This is a genomic window from Acidobacteriota bacterium (assembly GCA_003696075.1).
GTDB lineage: Bacteria > Acidobacteriota > Polarisedimenticolia > J045 > J045 > J045.
Genome location: RFHH01000191.1, coordinates 1 through 16,879 on the forward strand (window position 1 = coordinate 1; position 16,879 = coordinate 16,879).

The 16,879-nt window shown below is 70.1% G+C and carries 13 protein-coding genes; 8 read left to right on the forward strand and 5 right to left on the reverse strand.

What is annotated here, in order from left to right:
- Positions 1 to 232 precede the first annotated feature (232 nt).
- Positions 233 to 856 (forward strand): hypothetical protein, encoded by a 624-nt coding sequence (locus tag D6718_12425; protein ID RMG43323.1) that lies wholly within the window; start codon positions 233 to 235, stop codon positions 854 to 856.
- Between the two features lie 75 nt (positions 857 to 931).
- Positions 932 to 2,806 (forward strand): phosphomethylpyrimidine synthase ThiC, encoded by a 1,875-nt coding sequence (thiC, locus tag D6718_12430; GenBank protein ID RMG43324.1) that lies wholly within the window; start codon positions 932 to 934, stop codon positions 2,804 to 2,806.
- Between the two features lie 21 nt (positions 2,807 to 2,827).
- On the opposite strand, the gene D6718_12435 is transcribed toward thiC, so the two are convergent.
- Positions 2,828 to 4,384: a DUF4070 domain-containing protein gene (locus D6718_12435; protein ID RMG43325.1), complete on the reverse strand. Its 1,557-nt coding sequence runs from the start codon at positions 4,382 to 4,384 to the stop codon at positions 2,828 to 2,830.
- A 148-nt stretch (positions 4,385 to 4,532) separates the two neighbouring features.
- Between D6718_12435 and D6718_12440 the strand changes: the two genes are divergently transcribed.
- From D6718_12440 to moeB, 4 genes are all read left to right on the forward strand, one after another.
- Positions 4,533 to 5,540, forward strand: coding sequence for an NAD(P)-dependent alcohol dehydrogenase (locus D6718_12440; protein ID RMG43326.1), 1,008 nt, complete (start codon positions 4,533 to 4,535; stop codon positions 5,538 to 5,540).
- A gap of 112 nt (positions 5,541 to 5,652) precedes the next feature.
- Positions 5,653 to 6,021, forward strand: a complete 369-nt coding sequence (locus D6718_12445) for a hypothetical protein (GenBank protein RMG43327.1) — start codon at positions 5,653 to 5,655, stop codon at positions 6,019 to 6,021.
- 140 nt (positions 6,022 to 6,161) lie between these two features.
- Positions 6,162 to 7,949, forward strand: coding sequence for a hypothetical protein (locus D6718_12450; GenBank protein RMG43328.1), 1,788 nt, complete (start codon positions 6,162 to 6,164; stop codon positions 7,947 to 7,949).
- A gap of 61 nt (positions 7,950 to 8,010) precedes the next feature.
- Positions 8,011 to 9,162, forward strand: coding sequence for a molybdopterin-synthase adenylyltransferase MoeB (gene moeB, locus D6718_12455; protein ID RMG43329.1), 1,152 nt, complete (start codon positions 8,011 to 8,013; stop codon positions 9,160 to 9,162).
- Here the strand turns inward: moeB and D6718_12460 are convergent.
- Together D6718_12460 and D6718_12465 are read right to left on the reverse strand one after the other, a co-directional pair.
- Entirely contained in the window at positions 9,123 to 9,632 is a 510-nt protein-coding gene (locus D6718_12460; protein ID RMG43330.1) for a hypothetical protein, read from the reverse strand. The two genes, moeB and D6718_12460, sit on opposite strands and share 40 nt — an antisense overlap.
- The gene (locus D6718_12465; protein RMG43331.1) at positions 9,536 to 10,477 is read right to left on the reverse strand and encodes a hypothetical protein; all 942 of its coding nucleotides are present in this window, start codon (positions 10,475 to 10,477) and stop codon (positions 9,536 to 9,538) included. Before D6718_12465 ends, D6718_12460 begins: the two co-directional genes overlap by 97 nt.
- 1,026 nt (positions 10,478 to 11,503) lie before the next feature.
- Between D6718_12465 and D6718_12470 the strand changes: the two genes are divergently transcribed.
- On the forward strand, positions 11,504 to 12,139 hold the full coding sequence (locus tag D6718_12470) for a hypothetical protein (GenBank protein ID RMG43332.1): 636 nt from the start codon (positions 11,504 to 11,506) through the stop codon (positions 12,137 to 12,139).
- 90 nt (positions 12,140 to 12,229) lie between these two features.
- On the opposite strand, the gene D6718_12475 is transcribed toward D6718_12470, so the two are convergent.
- Both D6718_12475 and D6718_12480 read right to left on the reverse strand, forming a co-directional pair.
- Positions 12,230 to 13,615 carry a glycosyltransferase family 2 protein gene (locus tag D6718_12475; protein RMG43333.1) on the reverse strand — a complete coding sequence of 462 codons (1,386 nt, stop codon included), beginning with the start codon at positions 13,613 to 13,615 and terminating at the stop codon, positions 12,230 to 12,232.
- Positions 13,616 to 13,718: 103 nt separating this feature from the next.
- Complete coding sequence (locus D6718_12480; protein ID RMG43334.1) at positions 13,719 to 15,137, reverse strand: dihydrolipoyl dehydrogenase; 1,419 nt, start codon at positions 15,135 to 15,137, stop codon at positions 13,719 to 13,721.
- A 146-nt stretch (positions 15,138 to 15,283) separates the two neighbouring features.
- Between D6718_12480 and D6718_12485 the strand changes: the two genes are divergently transcribed.
- Positions 15,284 to 16,879: HD domain-containing protein (locus D6718_12485; protein ID RMG43335.1), on the forward strand; the 1,596-nt coding region annotated here is incomplete at its 3' end.

The window sequence follows — 16,879 nt, forward strand, 5'->3', positions numbered from 1 at the left end:
CCCGCCGCGGCGGGACGGTCAGGAACCGTGCCAACCGGCGCCCGGCGGCGAAAACGCACCGCGAAGGAAGCACCTCAGGCGGATTGCGGGGGCATGCTCGACCCGACGATAATCGCGCCCGCAAAACGCCCATGCCGACGAGTCCGTGGCGCTGGGAGCCGTGAAGGGGACCGCCGTGCGCTGCTCGGCGGGGATTTCTGGCTGGCGGCAAGCCCCTCGGTCTCCCCAGGCCATGAGGCGGAACCGGGGAGGATCGATGGACCACAGCGGAAACGGCCCGGGGCCAGCGGCGGCCCGGGTACGGGGACGGGGCTTCGGCGCCGCCATCGCGGTCGCCCTGTGCTGGGCTTCGGTGGCCGCCGCCGGTACCTTCGACATCGGTGTGAGCGACGATTCGATCAGGCTCCACCTCGCCGCGCCTCTTCCTTACGAGACGCTAGACTTCGACGCGGGCTGGCTCCACGGCGACTCGGGCGTGGACGTCGCCGCGGCCGGAATCCACGTCGTCGACTACGCCGGGACGAGGGGCGACATTCTGGTCGGTGTGGGGGCGCGGCTGTATTACGTCGACGCGGACAGCACGGACGGAGGGGCGGTTGCGCTCGGTGGTTTCGCCCGGATCCCGCTCTCGCCGTCCGGGCGAGCCGGCGTCGCGGGAGGGCTGTACTACGCTCCGGATGCGTCCTCTTTTGGCGATCTCACAGGGTTCCTCGAGTACGACTTTCGGGCCTTCTTCCAGGTGATCGAACCGGCCGACGTCTACGTCGGATACCGCCGTCTCCGCGGGTCCTTCGACGGAGCGGGCGGGATCGTGCTGGACCGCGGACTGCACTTCGGGCTCGTCTTGACCTTCTGACCGTTTGCCGTTCCTAACGGCTTCCCCTACGCTGTTTTCGCCCGCGGACGCCTGCGCGGGCGGGAGGTCCGGGCCATGGACAGCCGCGCACCACGCACCTTCGACAGCCCAGACCGGCGCGGGCGCATCACGACCGGCCCCTTGCCGGGATCGCGCAAGGTCTACGTGACGGGGAGCCGGCCGTCGATCCGCGTGCCGATGAGGGAGATCGAGCTGTCGCCGACACGCTCGGGGGAGCGTGTCGAACCCAACGGACCGCTGTTCGTGTACGACTCCTCGGGCCCGTTCACCGATCCCGCCGCCGATATCGACGTTCGTCGCGGTCTGCCGGCGATCCGGGAAGAGTGGATCAGGGAGCGTGGCGACGTGGAGGTGCTCGACGGGCCATCCTCCGATCACGCCCGCGAGCGGGCGCGCGATCCGGAGCTGGATGCGGTGCGGTTCCCGCGCCGCCGGCCCATCCTACGCGCGAAGCCCGGCCGGCGCGTGACCCAGATGCACTACGCGCGGCGCGGCGAGATCACGCCGGAGATGGAATTCGTCGCGATCCGGGAGAACCTCCGCCTCGCCGAGCAGCGCGAGCGCCATCCCGAGCTGATGCGACGGCACCGCGGAGAAGCGTTCGGCGCCTCGATCCCGGAAGAGATCACCCCGGAATTCGTCAGGGACGAGGTCGCCCGCGGGCGCGCCATCATCCCCGCGAACATCAACCATCCCGAGCTCGAGCCGATGATCATCGGGCGGAACTTCCTCGTGAAGATCAACGCCAACATCGGGAACTCCGCGGTCGCCAGCTCGATCGAGGACGAGGTCGAGAAGCTGGTGTGGGCAATCCGCTGGGGCGCCGACACGGCTATGGACCTGTCGACGGGCGCCAACATCCACGAAACGCGGGAGTGGATCATCAGGAACTCGCCGGTCCCGATCGGCACGGTTCCGCTGTACGAAGCACTCGAACGCGTCGGCGGCCGCCCGGAGGACCTCACCTGGGAGGTCTTCCGGGACACCCTGATCGAGCAGGCGGAGCAGGGGGTCGACTATTTCACCATCCACGCCGGGGTGCTCTTGCGCTACATCCCGCTCACGGCAAGGCGCCGAACGGGGATCGTCAGCCGGGGCGGCTCGATCATGGCCAAGTGGTGCCTCGCCCACCACGAAGAGAACTTCCTCTACACGCACTGGGACGAGATCTGCGAGATCATGGCCGCCTACGACGTCGCCTTCTCCATCGGCGACGGCCTGCGGCCGGGGTCGATCGAGGATGCGAACGACGAGGCTCAGTTCGCCGAGCTCCGCACGCAGGGGGAGCTCACGCGGCGCGCCTGGGAATTCGATGTCCAGGTCATGAACGAGGGGCCCGGCCACATTCCGCTCCACCTGATCAAGGAGAATGTCGACAAGCAGCTCGAGTGGTGCGGGGAGGCTCCTTTCTACACTCTGGGACCGCTCACGACCGACATCGCTCCGGGATATGACCACATCACGTCGGCGATCGGCGCGGCGATGATCGGCTGGTACGGCACCGCCATGCTTTGCTACGTCACCCCGAAGGAACATCTCGGCCTCCCGAATCGAGAGGACGTGAAGCAGGGCGTGATCGCATACAAGATCGCCGCTCACGCCGCCGATCTCGCCAAGGGCCACCCGGCCGCCCAGCTCTGGGACAACGCGATCTCGAAAGCCCGCTACGAGTTCCGCTGGGAAGACCAGTTCCACCTCGCTCTCGATCCGGAGACAGCCCGCGCGTATCACGACGAGACGCTGCCGGCCGAGCCCGCCAAGCTCGCCCACTTCTGCTCCATGTGCGGTCCCAAGTTCTGCTCGATGGAGATCACGCAGCAAATCAGGGACTTCGCGCGCCGGCAGGGGGAAACCGACCTCGACGCGGCGCGCCGCCTGGGAATGCAGGAGAAGAGTGCCGAGTTCCGCACGCGCGGCGGCAGGGTCTGACCGGCGCCGCGCGGCACCGGCTCACGTCTCGCCGGCCGCCAGCCGCCTCCCTCCGTCTCCGGCGTCGAGCTTCTCGATCTCCCGCTGGAGCGCCGGCAGGACCACCTCCCTGGTGTACGTGATGTAGTGGTGGCCGACCACCGCCTGTGCGACAGCACGCCCGATCTTCTTCGGGTGATGCTTGAGAACCCAGCCGAGGAAACGCCAATACGCCTTGCGGTACGGGGCGGAGAACCCCTGGGTCACGATCGAGCGCACGCCCGCCCACAGTTCCCGGAGAGCCAGCCCGCGTCCCGTGCCGGGCGGGTTCCAGCGCTCCAGGTTCCGCTTACACCGTTCGAAGTAGGTCACGGGGTCGTAGATGACCTCCATCACCTTCCGGTAGCCTTCGAGCAACTGCCGGGCGGGGATCTTGGTGACGACGTTCGTCAATCCGAACTGGTCGCCCACCATCTCCCTCGTCAGCTCGCGTAGTCGCCCTTCCTTCTTGAGGCGCTCGTAGAGGGGCGTGTTCGGCAGCGCGCCGAGAATTCCCACCATCGAGTACGGCACGGCTGACTCCTGGACGAACCGGATCATCCTTTCGAAAATCCCTGGGCCGTCGGAGTCGAAGCCGAGAATGTACCCGCCCCACACGTCCAGTCCGTGCCGCAGGATCCGGTGGATCCGCTCGACGATGTCGCCCTTGATGTTCTGGACCTTCGTCGTCTCCTTGAGCGACTCCGGCGACGGACTCTCGATCCCGACGAAGACGGCGTGGAATCCGGCCCGCGTCATCATCTGCATCAGCTCCGGATCCTCCGCCAGGTTCATCGACGCTTCGGTGAAGAAACTCAGCGGGGCGCGGGTCGTCTCCAGCCATTCGGCGATCCGAGGAAGCACTTGTTTCGCCGCGCGCTTGTTACCGATGAAATTGTCGTCCACGAAAAACACGTCACCCGAGAAGCCCGTGGCCTTGATCGCATCCAGCTCTTTGAGAATCTGCTCGGGTGTCTTGACACGCGGCTTGCGACCGTACATGACGATGATGTCGCAGAATTCGCAATGGAACGGGCAACCGCGCGAAAACTGAACCGCCATCTGGTGATATGCGCCCACGTCCAGGAGATCGAAGCGAGGGGTCGGCGACTTCGAGAGGTCGGGCTTGCCCTCTTCCTTGTAGATCCGCGCCGCGCGGCCGGCCGCAAAGTCCGAGGCGAATCGCGGCACGAGGTCCTCTCCCTCCCCGAGCACCAGATGATCGGCGTCGTCGAGCTGTTCCGGCATCGCCATCGCATAGGGGCCGCCCACGACGGTCGGGATCCCGAGGCGCCGGCAGCGGGCGAGCACATCGTGGATCGAGTTCCGCTGGACCAGCATCCCGCCGATCGCCACGAGATCGGCCGATCGGATCCTCTCGTCCTCGAGCGGCTCGACGGCGAGGTCGACAAGCTCGAACTCCCACTCCTGCGGCATGAGCGCCGCCACGGTGATCAGCCCGAGGGGCGGGAGCAGGGCCCGGCGGCGCACGAACGGCAGCGCGTGCTTCTGGCTCCAGTACGTCTCCGGGAACGCCGGACTGACGAGCAGGACCTTCATCTCGACACCCCTTTCGCGAACCTCCCGCCGGGGGCCGGCCCCTCGGCGGCAGCATCAACTTACGCCGACCCGGATGCCGACAACAACCCGGAGAACGGCTATCCTCGAACCAGCCGCGGATGCGCCGCGGCGAAAGGGGATTCGAAGGATGCGTGCCTACCAGCTGGAACGCTTCGGCATCGAGAACCTCCGGCTCGCCGAGGTGCCGGAGCCCTCGCCGGGTCCGGGGGAGATCCTCCTCGACGTGCGGGCGCTGAGCCTCAACTACCGCGACCTGCTCGTGGTTCGGGGGACCTACAATCCCAAGCTACCGCTCCCGGCGACGCCGATCAGCGACGGCGCGGGCACGGTCGCCGCCGTCGGTCCCGGCGTCGGGCGCGTGAAGCCCGGGGACCGCGTCGTCTCCCACTTCATCGCCGGGTGGATCGACGGGCCGTACCGTGGAGAATACGGCCGGACGACACTCGGCCTGCCCGGCCCGGGCCTCGCCGCAGAGCATGTCGTCCTTCCGGCGGAGGCGGTTCTCCCCATCCCCGAGTGGATGAGCTTTGCCGAGGCGGCCACGCTACCGATTGCCGCGCTGACCGCCTGGAGTGCTCTCGTCACCGAGGGGCGCCTCGAGGCCGGCCAATGGGTCCTCACCCTCGGAACGGGTGGCGTCTCCATCTTCGCGCTCCAGCTCGCCAAGGCCATGGGCGCCAAGGTGGTGATCACCAGCAGCGATGACGGCAAGCTCCGAAGGGCGGAGGAGCTGGGGGCGGACGGGGTGATCAACTACCGCACGACGCCCGAGTGGGACCGTCCCGTGTGCGATCGGACAGGCGGAGGAGCTCACATCACGGTCGAGACCGCCGGCGCGGGGACTCTCGATCTCTCCGTGCGCGCGACGAGACCCGGCGGAACCATCGCCCTCATCGGGGTCCTTTCCGGTGCCGCAGCTCCGTTCACCGCGGTCAACCTCATGATGCGCCGCCAAAGACTCCAGGGGATCTTCGTCGATTCGCGGGCCGCCTTCGAGCGGATGATCCGCTTCATCGACGAGAAGAAGATCCGCCCGGTGATCGACGCGCGCTTCCCGTTCGAAGAGCTCGGTGCGGCTCTGGAACGACTCGCGGAGGGCCGCCACTTCGGCAAGATCGTCGTCGAGCGCGGCTGACGCCGGGCGGCGCTCTCACCGGCGCAACCCGGTCCGCCAGGCTCGCTTCCGGTTCCGGAAGTAACCGTGCGAGACTGGGGCCCGGGCGGCGAAGCCCGGACGGAGGACGCGGATGCGAATCCTCGACGTCAGGCCGGGCCATGCCCGCGAGGACATCCGCGAAAGTCGTGCCGCTCTTCGGTCCGTCCTGGGTCACCCCGCGATGGTGGCGATGATTGTCCGAGGGCGGTCTCCGGAAGTGAGCCGCTTCGCCGATCGCGCCGAACGGCGCGCCGCGCCGTTCCCCTTCCGCGAGGTCGTGTGGGTCCGCGACCGCCGCATCTTCGAGCCCGGGCAGGAAGAGTCGCTCTTCGAAGGGGAGGACGAGTGGTGCGCCGTCGTGCTCGACCTCAACGACGAACCGGTGGTGTGGCTGGCCGACCACGCGTCGGACCTCGACATCGAGCTCGCTTTCCTGGACGCGCAGTCCTCTTCGCTCTGATCGGGATCGCATCGATCGCGCTGTCCCGGGCCGAACCCGGGTCCATCCCCGAGGCCGTCCGCTACGAGGAGCGTCCGGTCGGCGGCCCCTCTGCCGGCGGTGGCCTGGACCTCGGACCCGCCGGAAAGGGGCCCTATGTCGTGGATTCGCTCAGCGCGATCGCGATCCACATCGACCGCGCCAGCCTCCTCGCCGCCCTTGCCGACACGGGAGCCGTTCCGCTCCCTGCCGGCGGCGCCCGCCTTGCCGAACGTGCCGCGCTGCTCGAAACGGCGGTCACCCGAATGGGCGCAGCGACCGCGATGGCCGTGGAGGCGTTCACATCGGGCGACATCGGCCGCGCAAGGGCCGCGATCCGGAACATGGGCGCCGTCAACCGCGAAGTCTTCGACTCGCTGCTCCGAGCCCGGACGGTCCGCCTGGCGCGGGAGATGGGCTCCCGAGCGCTGGCCGAAAGTCTCGCCGAGAGCGATCTCGCTTCGGTGCTCATCGACGCCCCTCCGGGGTACGACTGGGACCGTCTCGGTTCGCTGGCAGCGGAGGAGCTGGCGGCCCTCTACCGGGAGCTCGAGGAAAGCGATCCGGGAGTCGAGCTGTCGGTGCAGGCGCACGCCGTCACCCCCGGCGGAGCCGCCTACGCGCTCCACGTCGAAGGCTACGACCGCGAGGCCGAGGGTCCGCTCCGCGAACCGGTGAAGGTGCGGTTCGGCGTTCCGGAGGACGCGCGCCGGGCCTTCGCCCGCCTCGAGACGATCGCCGCGGAAATCGGCGAGGCGCGCAGCTTGTGGCAGGCGCTGCGGGCCGGCGTGACCGCCGAATTCGAGGCGCGGGGCCCCGAACTCGAAGAGTTCGGAGCCCGGCTTGCCGCGGCCTTGGACCGACTTTCCGCGGACCTCGACGCGCTGCGCGCCTGGATCGAATCCCTGCGGCCGGCCGCCCTGCCCGGGACGCTCCTCGGAGAACTGGAGGCGACGGAAGGCTACCGCGGCCTGGTCCAGCTCGCCCGCGAGGTCGACTCCGACCTGCAGCGCCTCGCCGCTCTCGCGCGCCTTCCGGAATCGGTGCGGGGAAAGGGCGCCCCGGAGGCGCTGGCGCGATGGCTGGAGGCACTGGCGGAGCTCGGGCGGGGGGACGGTCTGCGCGCCCTCGACCCCGAGACCTGGCGGGAGCGGGCCCGCGAGGCGCGAGCCTTTCTCGCGAGACTTCCGTCCGACGCCGCAGCGCGGTTGTCGGACCGAGGGCGCCGGTTCGCGGAGGCGACCCGGCGGGCGGAGCGAGCGCTCGGCGCCGTCGCCCGCGAGCTCGTTCCGCTCCCCACCGCCGCACTCGGCTGGATCGTGCGCGCGGCCGGACTCGGCGTGGCACCGCCGGCGTCGATGCTGCCGGGACCCGCCGGCGCCATGAGGCGCCGCATCGAGGAAGACCTCGACACCCGCGTGGACCTCCGGCGCCGGCCGAGGGGGGTCGGGGATCGTTTCTCCGTCGTTGTCCGATACGCGTTCTACCGGCGGGGTGTTCGCCTCGAGGGGGCCGGCTGGCGGGATCTGTTCGAGGTGCGGAGTTTCGGATGGTCGAGCCGCGTTGTCGCCGGCCTCGCCTTCGCCCGGCGCGGCTCCCCGGGCGCGTCCTGGGAGCCGGCGCCCGTCGTCACGTGGCTCCTGCACTTTCGCCGGTGGCCTCGCGACGCTGCCGAGGCGAAGAGCACCCGCTCCTGGCACGTCGCGGGGCTGGGACTGTCCGCGCTGAGCCTCGACTTCGTCGCCGAGGAGAGCATCGAGGTCGGCCTCGCCGCGACCCTCTCGTTGCTCGACGATCGACTGATGGCGGGATACGGAAGGAATCTGCAGTCCGGTGCCGATTCCCGTTTCTGGTTCGTGTCCGTGCGCGTGCTCGGGTTCGGGGACCCGCTGCGGCCGGGGGTGCGGTGACGGCGCCGAAGCGTCCCGGGTGAATCGACGCTACCATCTCGACGGCGAGGAGGGACGACGGATGAACCGGTCCGGACGCCCCGGAAGGCGCGGGGTGGTGCGAGAGGTCGACGTCGATCGCGCGCTCGAGCTCACGCGTGCCGGCGCGGTCCTGATCGACGTGCGCGAACCCTACGAACTTGCGATCGGCCGTCCCCGGGGCGCTCTGCACGTTCCCTGCGGAGAGGTGGAAACGCAGGTGCCGCGGCTCGTCCCGGACCGGAGCCGCCCCGTGCTTCTGATCTGCGCCGCGGGCGTGCGTTCCCGCATCGCGGCAGAAACCCTCGCGCGACTCGGCTACGAGGAGGTCGCCTCGGTCGCAGGCGGCTTCGACGCGTGGAGAGCCGCGCGGTTGCCGGTCGAAGGTCCGGACGGCCTGACGGCGGAGCAGCGGGAGCGCTACGCCCGCCAGATCGTGATCCCGGAGGTGGGCTCCGAGGGGCAGGCCCGGCTGCTCCGCTCCAAGGTGCTCGTCGTCGGCGCGGGCGGGCTCGGCTCTCCCGCGGCGCTGTATCTGGCGGCGGCGGGAGTCGGAACCATCGGAATCGTCGATGACGACGTGGTGGAGCGCGGAAATCTCCACCGGCAGGTGATCCACAACGAAGAGCGGCTCGGCACGCCGAAAGTGGACTCAGCGGCGAAGACGCTGGCAGCGCTCAACCCCTCTGTTCGCATCGAAGGCTACGCCGAGCGGCTCACGCCGGAGAACGTCGAGCGGATCCTCTCCCGCTACGAGGTCGTCGTCGACGGATCGGACAACTTCGCCACCCGGTACCTGGTGAACGACGCCTGCGTCAGGCTGGGGATCCCCGACGTTCAAGGGGCCATCCACCGGTTCCAGGGACAGGTGGGGGTGTTCTGGCCCGGCCACGGCCCTTGCTACCGCTGCCTCTTCCCGGAACCGCCGCCGCCCGGAACGGCTCCCCCCTGCGCGGAGGCGGGGGTCCTGGGTGTGCTTCCCGGGGTGATCGGATCGATCCAGGGTGTGGAGGCCATCAAGCTGCTGCTCGGAATCGGCCGTCCTCTCGTGGGACGGATCCTTCTGTACGACGCTCTCGCCGCACGTTTCACCGAGCTCGAGGTGCACCGCGACCCGGAGTGCCGGCTGTGCGCCGAAGGGCGACCCTTTCCCGGCTACGGCGGCGCCTCCTCCTGCTGCGGCTCTTCCCGGTGAGGAGAAGGCGGCGCCGGCGTCCAGCGGTACCGGGCGAGATCGATCCGTCCGGTCGAGCCGAACCGCACTCCCTCCCGTTCGAGGAGAGCGCGCTGGAGCCCCGGCGGCATGTCGGTCAGCCGGTCGGTGGAGCAGCCTCCCCTGGCGTTGACCACCCGGTGCCACGGAACGTCCGCCGGGCATCCGTGCATCGCCCAGCCGACGGCACGGGGCGATACGCGATGGCCGAGAAGCGCGGCGATTTGCCCGTAGGTCATCACCCGGCCGGGAGGGATCTGCCGGACGAGTTCGTAGATCTCGCTGAACACGCCCGAAGGCCCGCCCGGCGTATCGCCGTGGACGCGTACACCGGCCCGCGGGCGGGCACGGCCCCTCACGGCGCCTCCCCCAGCGCGGCGATCGCCCGCGCCACTTCGGCGCGGATCTCGTCGTATCGCTCCGGTGCCCAGGCGCGCTTGCCGGGAACCCATCGACCGGTGACGCCGTCGACGTAACCGATCTCCTCGGGAGTCGGCACGATTTCGCGCTCCAGCCGAGCGAGAAGTTCGCGCGCCTTCGCGATCGCCCCCGGCGCCCCCACACCGGACTCGACGGCGCGCTCGAGCGCCTCGATGTACCGGATATCGTCGATGCCTTCCCTTGCCGCCTCCCAGTCGCGAAGCCAGACGCGCACCCCTTCCAGCTCCTTGCTGGCGTTCTTCCGCTGCCAGAGCATCACGAGATCCAGCCCGAGCCGCCACGCGAGGAACCCCGCAAGGTAGCGCGTGCTCGCCGGCTGGTTACCGTAGATGTTGATGTAGGTCCCGTACCGGTCGCCTGCCTGCCGCGTGCGCTCACGCGTTTCCGGGCCAAGATACCGGTTGTGGTAGCAGCGTGTCTTGACCCAGGGCTCGAGCATGAGCGCCGGCTCGTCTCCCACGGGCGGGAACCACCGCTTGTCCGGGTCCGGCTCGGAAACGGTGGGCTCGTTGCAGGTGATCATCCCGTCGGCGCCGGCCTCCTGCGCGGCGCGCGCCATCAGTATGGCCAGGCGCATCGCGCCGCGGCTGTGATGGGGTTCGTCGATCAGGTAGAACCAAAGCGGAGGCCAACCACGTTCGCGGCCCAGGGACAGAATCTCGCGGAACGCCTGCTTCCACCCTTCGTAGACGATCCGCCCGTACCGCGTCGTCGGCGGCGCCGCCGGGTCCCGCGCGGGGTAATACGGCCCCCGGTGCCTGTCCACCTCGAGCGCGACCCCCAGAGGATGGAATAGTTCGTACCCGTGGTGGGGGGTCGATCGCGCGGACCAGCTCTCCCCCGGGAGCCCGCACACCGGCGCGCGCCAAGGCCACCGGGATCGACTGGACGAGATGCGAGTAGAACATGATCCCGATCGGCCGGTCCTTCCCGAGGCCGTGAGCCCGCGCGGTCTCGATCACCCGGGCGAGCGCCTCGAAGCGGTCCCGGTAGACGAACCGGCCCTCACGCCATTCGGGAACGACGTTCTTGGCCCACCCGTGGCTGGTGCAGATCGTGTTCATCCCGTGACGGCGGCTCTCCTCGAACGCCTCCTCCGAAAGCGGGTAGTTGTCTCCGTACAGGAAGTAGGACGGTCCCGCTTCCTTCAGCCGGAACGGGTAGACCTCGAGCTCCACCGGCACGGTGCGCGGGGGCTCCCCCTCCGCCGTCACTTCCAGCCGGCCGGTGTAACGCCCCGGCGCCGCATCCTCAGGGACGTGGATCGTGAGCCAGAACTGCTGCGTGCGCCGCGCCGGCAGGTCGATCGGACGGTTCGGTTCGAGATACTTCGGCGGCCGTGGATGCCTCGAGATCGGCCGCCAGCGGGGGAGCGGCTCGCCGTAGCCGGTGATCCTGACCTCGACCGCCTCCGCCGGTATGGGCGGACCGCCTCCCTCCGGGACCAGCTCGCTCGGGGTGACGCGGAGACCCACGAGCGCATGTTGCGCGCGGACGCCGAGGCTCGCCGGCTCGTACTCGCCGGGAGTGGCGGCGAGCCGGATCGGGGCGCCGATCTCACCGGTGGCCGGAATGTCCTCCTCGTAGATCGGCCGCAGGTAGTGGCGCACGAAAACTGCCACCGGCACGTCCGGTTCCGGCGGGGCACACGCGCCCACGGCCGCTGCCACGGCCGCGACCGCCGCCAGCTTCCGCCCGTGACCGCCGCTTCCCATGGCGCCTCCCGGGGCCCGGGCTTGGCGGGCCCGCCCTCCCCAGTGTAGACGAGGGAAGCGCGCGGCCGGTCGCACCGGCTTGCCGGGCGGGCCGGAAGACATCTACGTTCGACTGGAGAGGCACGGCGGGCGCCGCCCACGCCCGCAGGATCGCTGGAGAGTCCAACATGCGCAAAGAGGCGATTCACCTGCTTGCCGCGATCGCCGTGGCCTGCGCCGCGCCTGCCGTCGCGCTGGCGCTCGGCCCGGTCGACGGGGAGGTGACCGTCGGCTACTGGCTGAACGACCAGTCGATGGCGGGCCTGTCCAATGGTGCCGACGCGATGAGCGGTCGGGCCGAACTGTGGCTCTTCGACCGCTGGGGGGCGCGTGCCGCGTTGTTCACATCCGATCCGGACACCGCCGATCGCACCCGCTACGGCTCCGTGGACGTGATGCTGCGCCTCCTGTCCCCGACGGAGAACAACTTCCTGGCCGTGGGACTCGGCTGGGAGGACGTCGACCTCGGAACGGAGAACACCAGCGGCGCGCGGGTCGTCGCGCAGGGCCGGCTGTCGCTCGTCGGAATCCTGCACGCCTACGGCGAGGTCGCCTACATGCCCTCGCTCGACGACCTGACGACGGCGCGCGACCTCAAGGGGCAGGAGTTCGACGTCGGGTTCGGCCTGGAGCCGGCTCCCTTCGTGACGCTTCGGGTCGGCTACCGGTCGACCTCGATCGACATGACGAGTGTCGATCCCGGGCTCGGCAGCATGACGCTCGAGTCGAACGGGTACCACGCCGGCGTCGGCATCCACTTCTGACCCGGATTCCACGAAGCCCTCGGGGCGGGCGCTGCATCTGCGGCGTTCCGCTCCGAGGATTCATCGAAGAATCCGGGTCAAGCAGCAGCCTCACGCGCGGGCGGACTCCCGTGCGGCGAGCGACCACGGGGCGAGGAGTCCCCGGAAAGGCGCCGGCCTGCCGGCGAGCCACTCCTCGGCGGCCCGCCAGCCGGGTGCCGCGGCGAGGGCCGCCCGCGCCGCCCGACACGCCCGGCGCGTCTCCCCGTCAACCCGAAGCGCCACGGCGAGCGCGAGCCACAACCGCGGATCCCCGCGGTCACGGCGAACCCCGTCGGCAAGGAGGCGGACGGCGGCCGCGCTGCGGCCGGAGGCCGCTTCCGCCCAGGCCCGGGCGAGGAGCGGTTCGACGCCTTCGCCGGTAGCCGTCTGCGCGGGACGGTCGCGCCCCGCCAGGCATCGCGCGAGATCGCGGCGGACCGGTGCCCAGCAGGTGCGAAGCCGCCGCGGGGTGATCACGGCCGGCGACCCCTCGGGAGCGTGAGCCGCCGCCGCGAACCACCCGGCCGCGGTTTCGGCAGCCTCCCGATCGCCCATGGCGCCGATCGTGAGGAGCCGTTCCCCCTCGGCATAGCACCACCGCGCGCTCCGCCCGACACGCTTTCCGAGCATCTCCGACCAGCGCCTGGCGAGTTCGTCCTCTCCCCGAACGACGGCGAGCCTCACCCCGAGAGCGCCAAGGGGATCGGTCAGCCCGCAGGGCGGTCCGGAGAGGACCGCCTCGACCGCCGGCCGCACCGCCTCCCACGCCTCGTCCGCCGGCGGCATGTCGAGCAGATCGCCGCCGATGTGCGGCGCCAGCTCCCTCGCGAGGAAGTAGCGAGGTCCTGGATCGTGCGGGCGCCTGGCGATCTCCTCGCGCAGCAAACGCCGGTTCCGCTCCAGCTTGTTTCGTCGTTCCCGCACCTCCGCGAGGTAACCCTCGTGACGAAGGCGCAGGCCGGACCGCGGAGGCGTCCAGTCCGGGCGTCCGGCGCTCGCTGCCAGCGCCGGCAGGATCTGCTCGTGGACCCGGCCGCGGTACCGGTGGGACGGCAGGTTGCGGAACAGCCGGGCGACGTGTGCGATCTCCTCATCGCCGCCGTCGCGCGCGGAGACGATCTCGACCGTGAATCCGGGCGCGTCGCTGGCGGCGAGAAGCCCCTCGAGCGCCGCCCGGTCGGGATTCTCGAGAACTTCGTCGGCGTCGACGACAAGGATCCAGGCGCCCCGCGCCCGCTCCAAGCACTCGTTTCTCGCCGCCGCGAAATCGTCGCGCCAGGCGATGTCGACCACCCGGGCTCCGTGCCGGCGCGCGATCTCCCTCGAGCGGTCCGCCGAACCCGTGTCGGCCACCACGAGCTCGTCCGCGACGGGGCGCAGCGACGTCAGGCACCGGCCGAGTCTCTCCTCCTCGTCCCGGACGATCAGGCAGGCGCTCAGCAGCGGTCGTCCCAAGAGCCGTCCTCCCGGGCCGCGGTCCGCGGCGCCCCGGCGGCCGCCTGACGGGCGAAGCTAGGAATAGTGCCGGCGATCGCCCGGCGCCACGGAAGCTCGCGCCTCAGGCCGGGGGAGGAGGTGCCTTCTCGGCTCCGCGAATGCACTCGGCGAGGCTGCGTTCCAGGTTCAGCATCACCTCGGACAGGGTGGGGTGGTACCACGGCATCCGCCGGACATCCTCCACGCTCCCGCGGAAGTGCATGAGGCTGGCGACGATGTGGATCAGGTCGTCGGCGCGCGGGCCGACGATGGAGGAACCGAGGATCTCACCCGTCGTGGCGTCGGCGTACAGCTTCCAGATGCCGTGCCGGACGTTCATCGTGATCGCCCGCCCCGTCTCCGGGAGCCTCGCTTCACCGCAGGCGATGGAGCGTCCCGCCGCACGAGCGCTTTCCACCTCGCGGGCGCTCATGCCGATGCAGGCGAAGGGAGGGTCGGTGAAGATCGCCCACATCTTGAGGCGGTAGTCCATCGCTTGCGGAGGAGTCCCGCCCGCCGCGTTGTGTCCGGCAACGGCCCCCTCCTGGTTCGCCAGGTGAAGGATCTGGAACCTTCCGGTCGCGTCCCCGGCCACGTAGATGCTGGGGTTCGAGGTGCGCATCGTCTCGTCGTGCGGCACCGCACCGTCGCGCTGCTCCACGCCCGCGAGTTCGAGTCGAAGGCCGTCCAGGGCGGGACGCCGGCCCGTCGCGACGAGCAGCGCCTCTGCGCGAAGCTGCCGCGCACCACCAGCCGTCTCTACGGCGACGGCCACCGCCCCTCCGTCCCGTCGCACGGCGAGCACGCCGGCGGGTGCGAGGATCCGGAGCCGGTCCTCTTCATTCAGAGCCGCGGCGAGTTCCGCGCCGCAGTCCGGATCGAACCGCGAGAGGAGCGGAGAGCGGTTGACCACCGTGACCTCGCTCCCGATCCGGGCGAAGAACTGCCCGAGCTCGAGGCCGACCGGGCCCGCGCCCCACACGATCAGCGAGCCGGGCGGTTCCGTCAGCCGCATCACGTCGTCGCTCGTCAGCGCCGGCACCCCCGCCTGCCGGACGATCTCAGGTACCACGGGGACCGAGCCGGTGGCGATCACGTAGGAACGGGCACGCAGCGTGCGGCCGTCGACCTCGAGGCGACCGCCCGGCGCGAACCGGGCGCGACCGCGAATCAACTCGCAGCCGAGCTTCTCGACGGACGCGATCTTCGCCCGCTGGAACCGGGCGACGAGCGCGTCCTTGCGCTCCATGATGCGCGCGAAGTCCGGCACCATCCTGCCTTCGAAGCGAACGCCGAGATCCGCTGCGCGGGTGGGTTCGTGGGCGGCGTGGGCCGATTCGAGCATCGCCTTGGTCGGCATGCATCCGCGGAGAATGCACAGACCGCCGAGCTCTCCGTCGTTGACCAGAGCGGTCCTCGCTCCCGCGGCGACCGCGGCCCTCGCCGCGGAGGTCCCGGCGGAGCCGCCGCCGATGACGACGACATCGAAATCCATGCCCATTCCTCCGTGCCTGTTCCCTAACGGAGCACGAACCGTGCCGAACTGAAACGATCCTCCCGGCCGGCGGGGTTGGGGCGGGTGCAATGCGCTGACACGACTAGCCTTCTGCCTGCGGCCATCCCATATTCGCCCGGGAAGGCGCACCGATGATAAAGCCGCTCACCCGGGCCGGAAAGGCGACGTTCGCCGTCGTGAACGTCGCGGGCACGCTCCTGTATGCGTGGGCGGTGTCCTCCGTCGTCGCGGAGCAAGCGGCGGGACCGTCCTGGTCGTACCTCGCCCTTCTCGCCGCGGCCATGGCGCTCGGCTGGGCTTCCATCAAGCTGCCCGGCATCAACTCGCTGATCTCCGTCTCGGACGCGCTGGTCTTCTCCTCGGTGATGTTCTTCGGTCCGGTTCACGGAGCGCTCATCGCCGGAACGGAGGGATTCCTCGCCACGCGCCGGCACTCGTCGCGGCTACTCTCCGCCTTCAGCAGCCTGTCGGTGCTGACGATGTCCACGCTGGCCGCCGGCGGCGTCTACCTGAAGACACTCGCCTGGACGGCCCCGCAACGCGTGTCGGCTCCCGACCCCGTATCGGCCTTCGTCGCCCTCGGGGCGATGGCGCTGACCCACTACCTCATCAACTCGTGGCTGGTGGCCATCCTCACGGCGGCGGCGCGGAGGACATCGGCCTGGCGGCTATGGAAGGACAGCTACGTCTGGACCTCGGTCTCCTTCTTCGCGGGCGCTGCCGCGGCCGGCCTCGCCTATGTGCTCGTGCGGGCGGCCGGAATCGCCGGTCTGGCGGTGACCGTACCCATCGCCGCTTTCACCTATGCCGCCTACCGGGTCTACCTCGGCCGCGTGGAGGAGCAGAACCGGCGCATCGCCGCGATGAACGAGGTGCATCTCCAGACGATCCAGGCGCTCGCCATGGCGATCGACGCCAAGGGTCAGTCCTCCCCCGGACACCTCCTGCGCGTCCAGGCGTACGCCGTCGGGCTGGCCGAGCTGTACCGGGTCGATGAGACCGTCCTCGAGGGGATCCGTGCCGCGGCGCTGCTCCACGATGTCGGCAAGATCGCCGTGCCCGACTACATCATCAACAAGCCCGGGCGCCTGACGCCGGCCGAACGCAAGAAAGTCCAGAGCTATCCCGCGTTCGGTGCGGAAATCCTCCGCGACGTCGCTTTCCCCTATCCCGTCGTCCCGTTCATCCGGCACCACCGCGAACGCTGGGACGGGAGCGGGTACCCCGATGGTCTCGCGGGAGAAGCGATTCCACTCGGGGCGCGCATCCTGTCGCTCGCCGACGCCGCCGATGCCATGATGTCCGCTCGCTCCTGGAGAGAGCCGCTGGAGCCGGAGGAAGCGCTCCGGGCGATCCGGGACCAGGCCGGTAAGTCGTTCGACCCCAAACTGGTCAAGCTCTTCTGCGCGCACTTCGAGGAGCTTCACGCCGCCGCCTGCTCGGTCCAACCCCCTGCAGCCCACGGCCTGGAGGAGATCAGCGCCGGGCTGCGCGAGCACGCCGAGGCCTTGTACCGCGCCGGGGTGGAGCGCGGCGTGCTCGAGGATATCGTCGCGACGCGGCGCGAAGCGATCGCGATGTGGGACCTCGCTCGAGATCTCGGCTCTTCGGTGGGGCTCGAGGAGACCTTGAAGATCGTGATCGCCCGGTTGCGGCGTCTCGTCGACTTCGACACCGGCGTGGTCTATCTGTTCGACGACGATTCGCGGTTGATCGTTCCGGCCTAC

What these genes read in the sequence shown, in the direction of transcription:
- D6718_12425 (RMG43323.1), top strand. Translation starts at nt 233, where the DNA reads ATGAGGCGGAACCGGGGAGGATCGATGGACCACAGCGGAAACGGCCCG.
- thiC (RMG43324.1), top strand. Translation starts at nt 932, where the DNA reads ATGGACAGCCGCGCACCACGCACCTTCGACAGCCCAGACCGGCGCGGG.
- D6718_12435 (RMG43325.1), bottom strand. Translation starts at nt 4,384, where the DNA reads ATGAAGGTCCTGCTCGTCAGTCCGGCGTTCCCGGAGACGTACTGGAGC.
- D6718_12440 (RMG43326.1), top strand. Translation starts at nt 4,533, where the DNA reads ATGCGTGCCTACCAGCTGGAACGCTTCGGCATCGAGAACCTCCGGCTC.
- D6718_12445 (RMG43327.1), top strand. Translation starts at nt 5,653, where the DNA reads ATGCGAATCCTCGACGTCAGGCCGGGCCATGCCCGCGAGGACATCCGC.
- moeB (RMG43329.1), top strand. Translation starts at nt 8,011, where the DNA reads ATGAACCGGTCCGGACGCCCCGGAAGGCGCGGGGTGGTGCGAGAGGTC.
- D6718_12460 (RMG43330.1), bottom strand. Translation starts at nt 9,632, where the DNA reads ATGGGTTCCCGGCAAGCGCGCCTGGGCACCGGAGCGATACGACGAGAT.
- D6718_12470 (RMG43332.1), top strand. Translation starts at nt 11,504, where the DNA reads ATGCGCAAAGAGGCGATTCACCTGCTTGCCGCGATCGCCGTGGCCTGC.
- D6718_12480 (RMG43334.1), bottom strand. Translation starts at nt 15,137, where the DNA reads ATGGGCATGGATTTCGATGTCGTCGTCATCGGCGGCGGCTCCGCCGGG.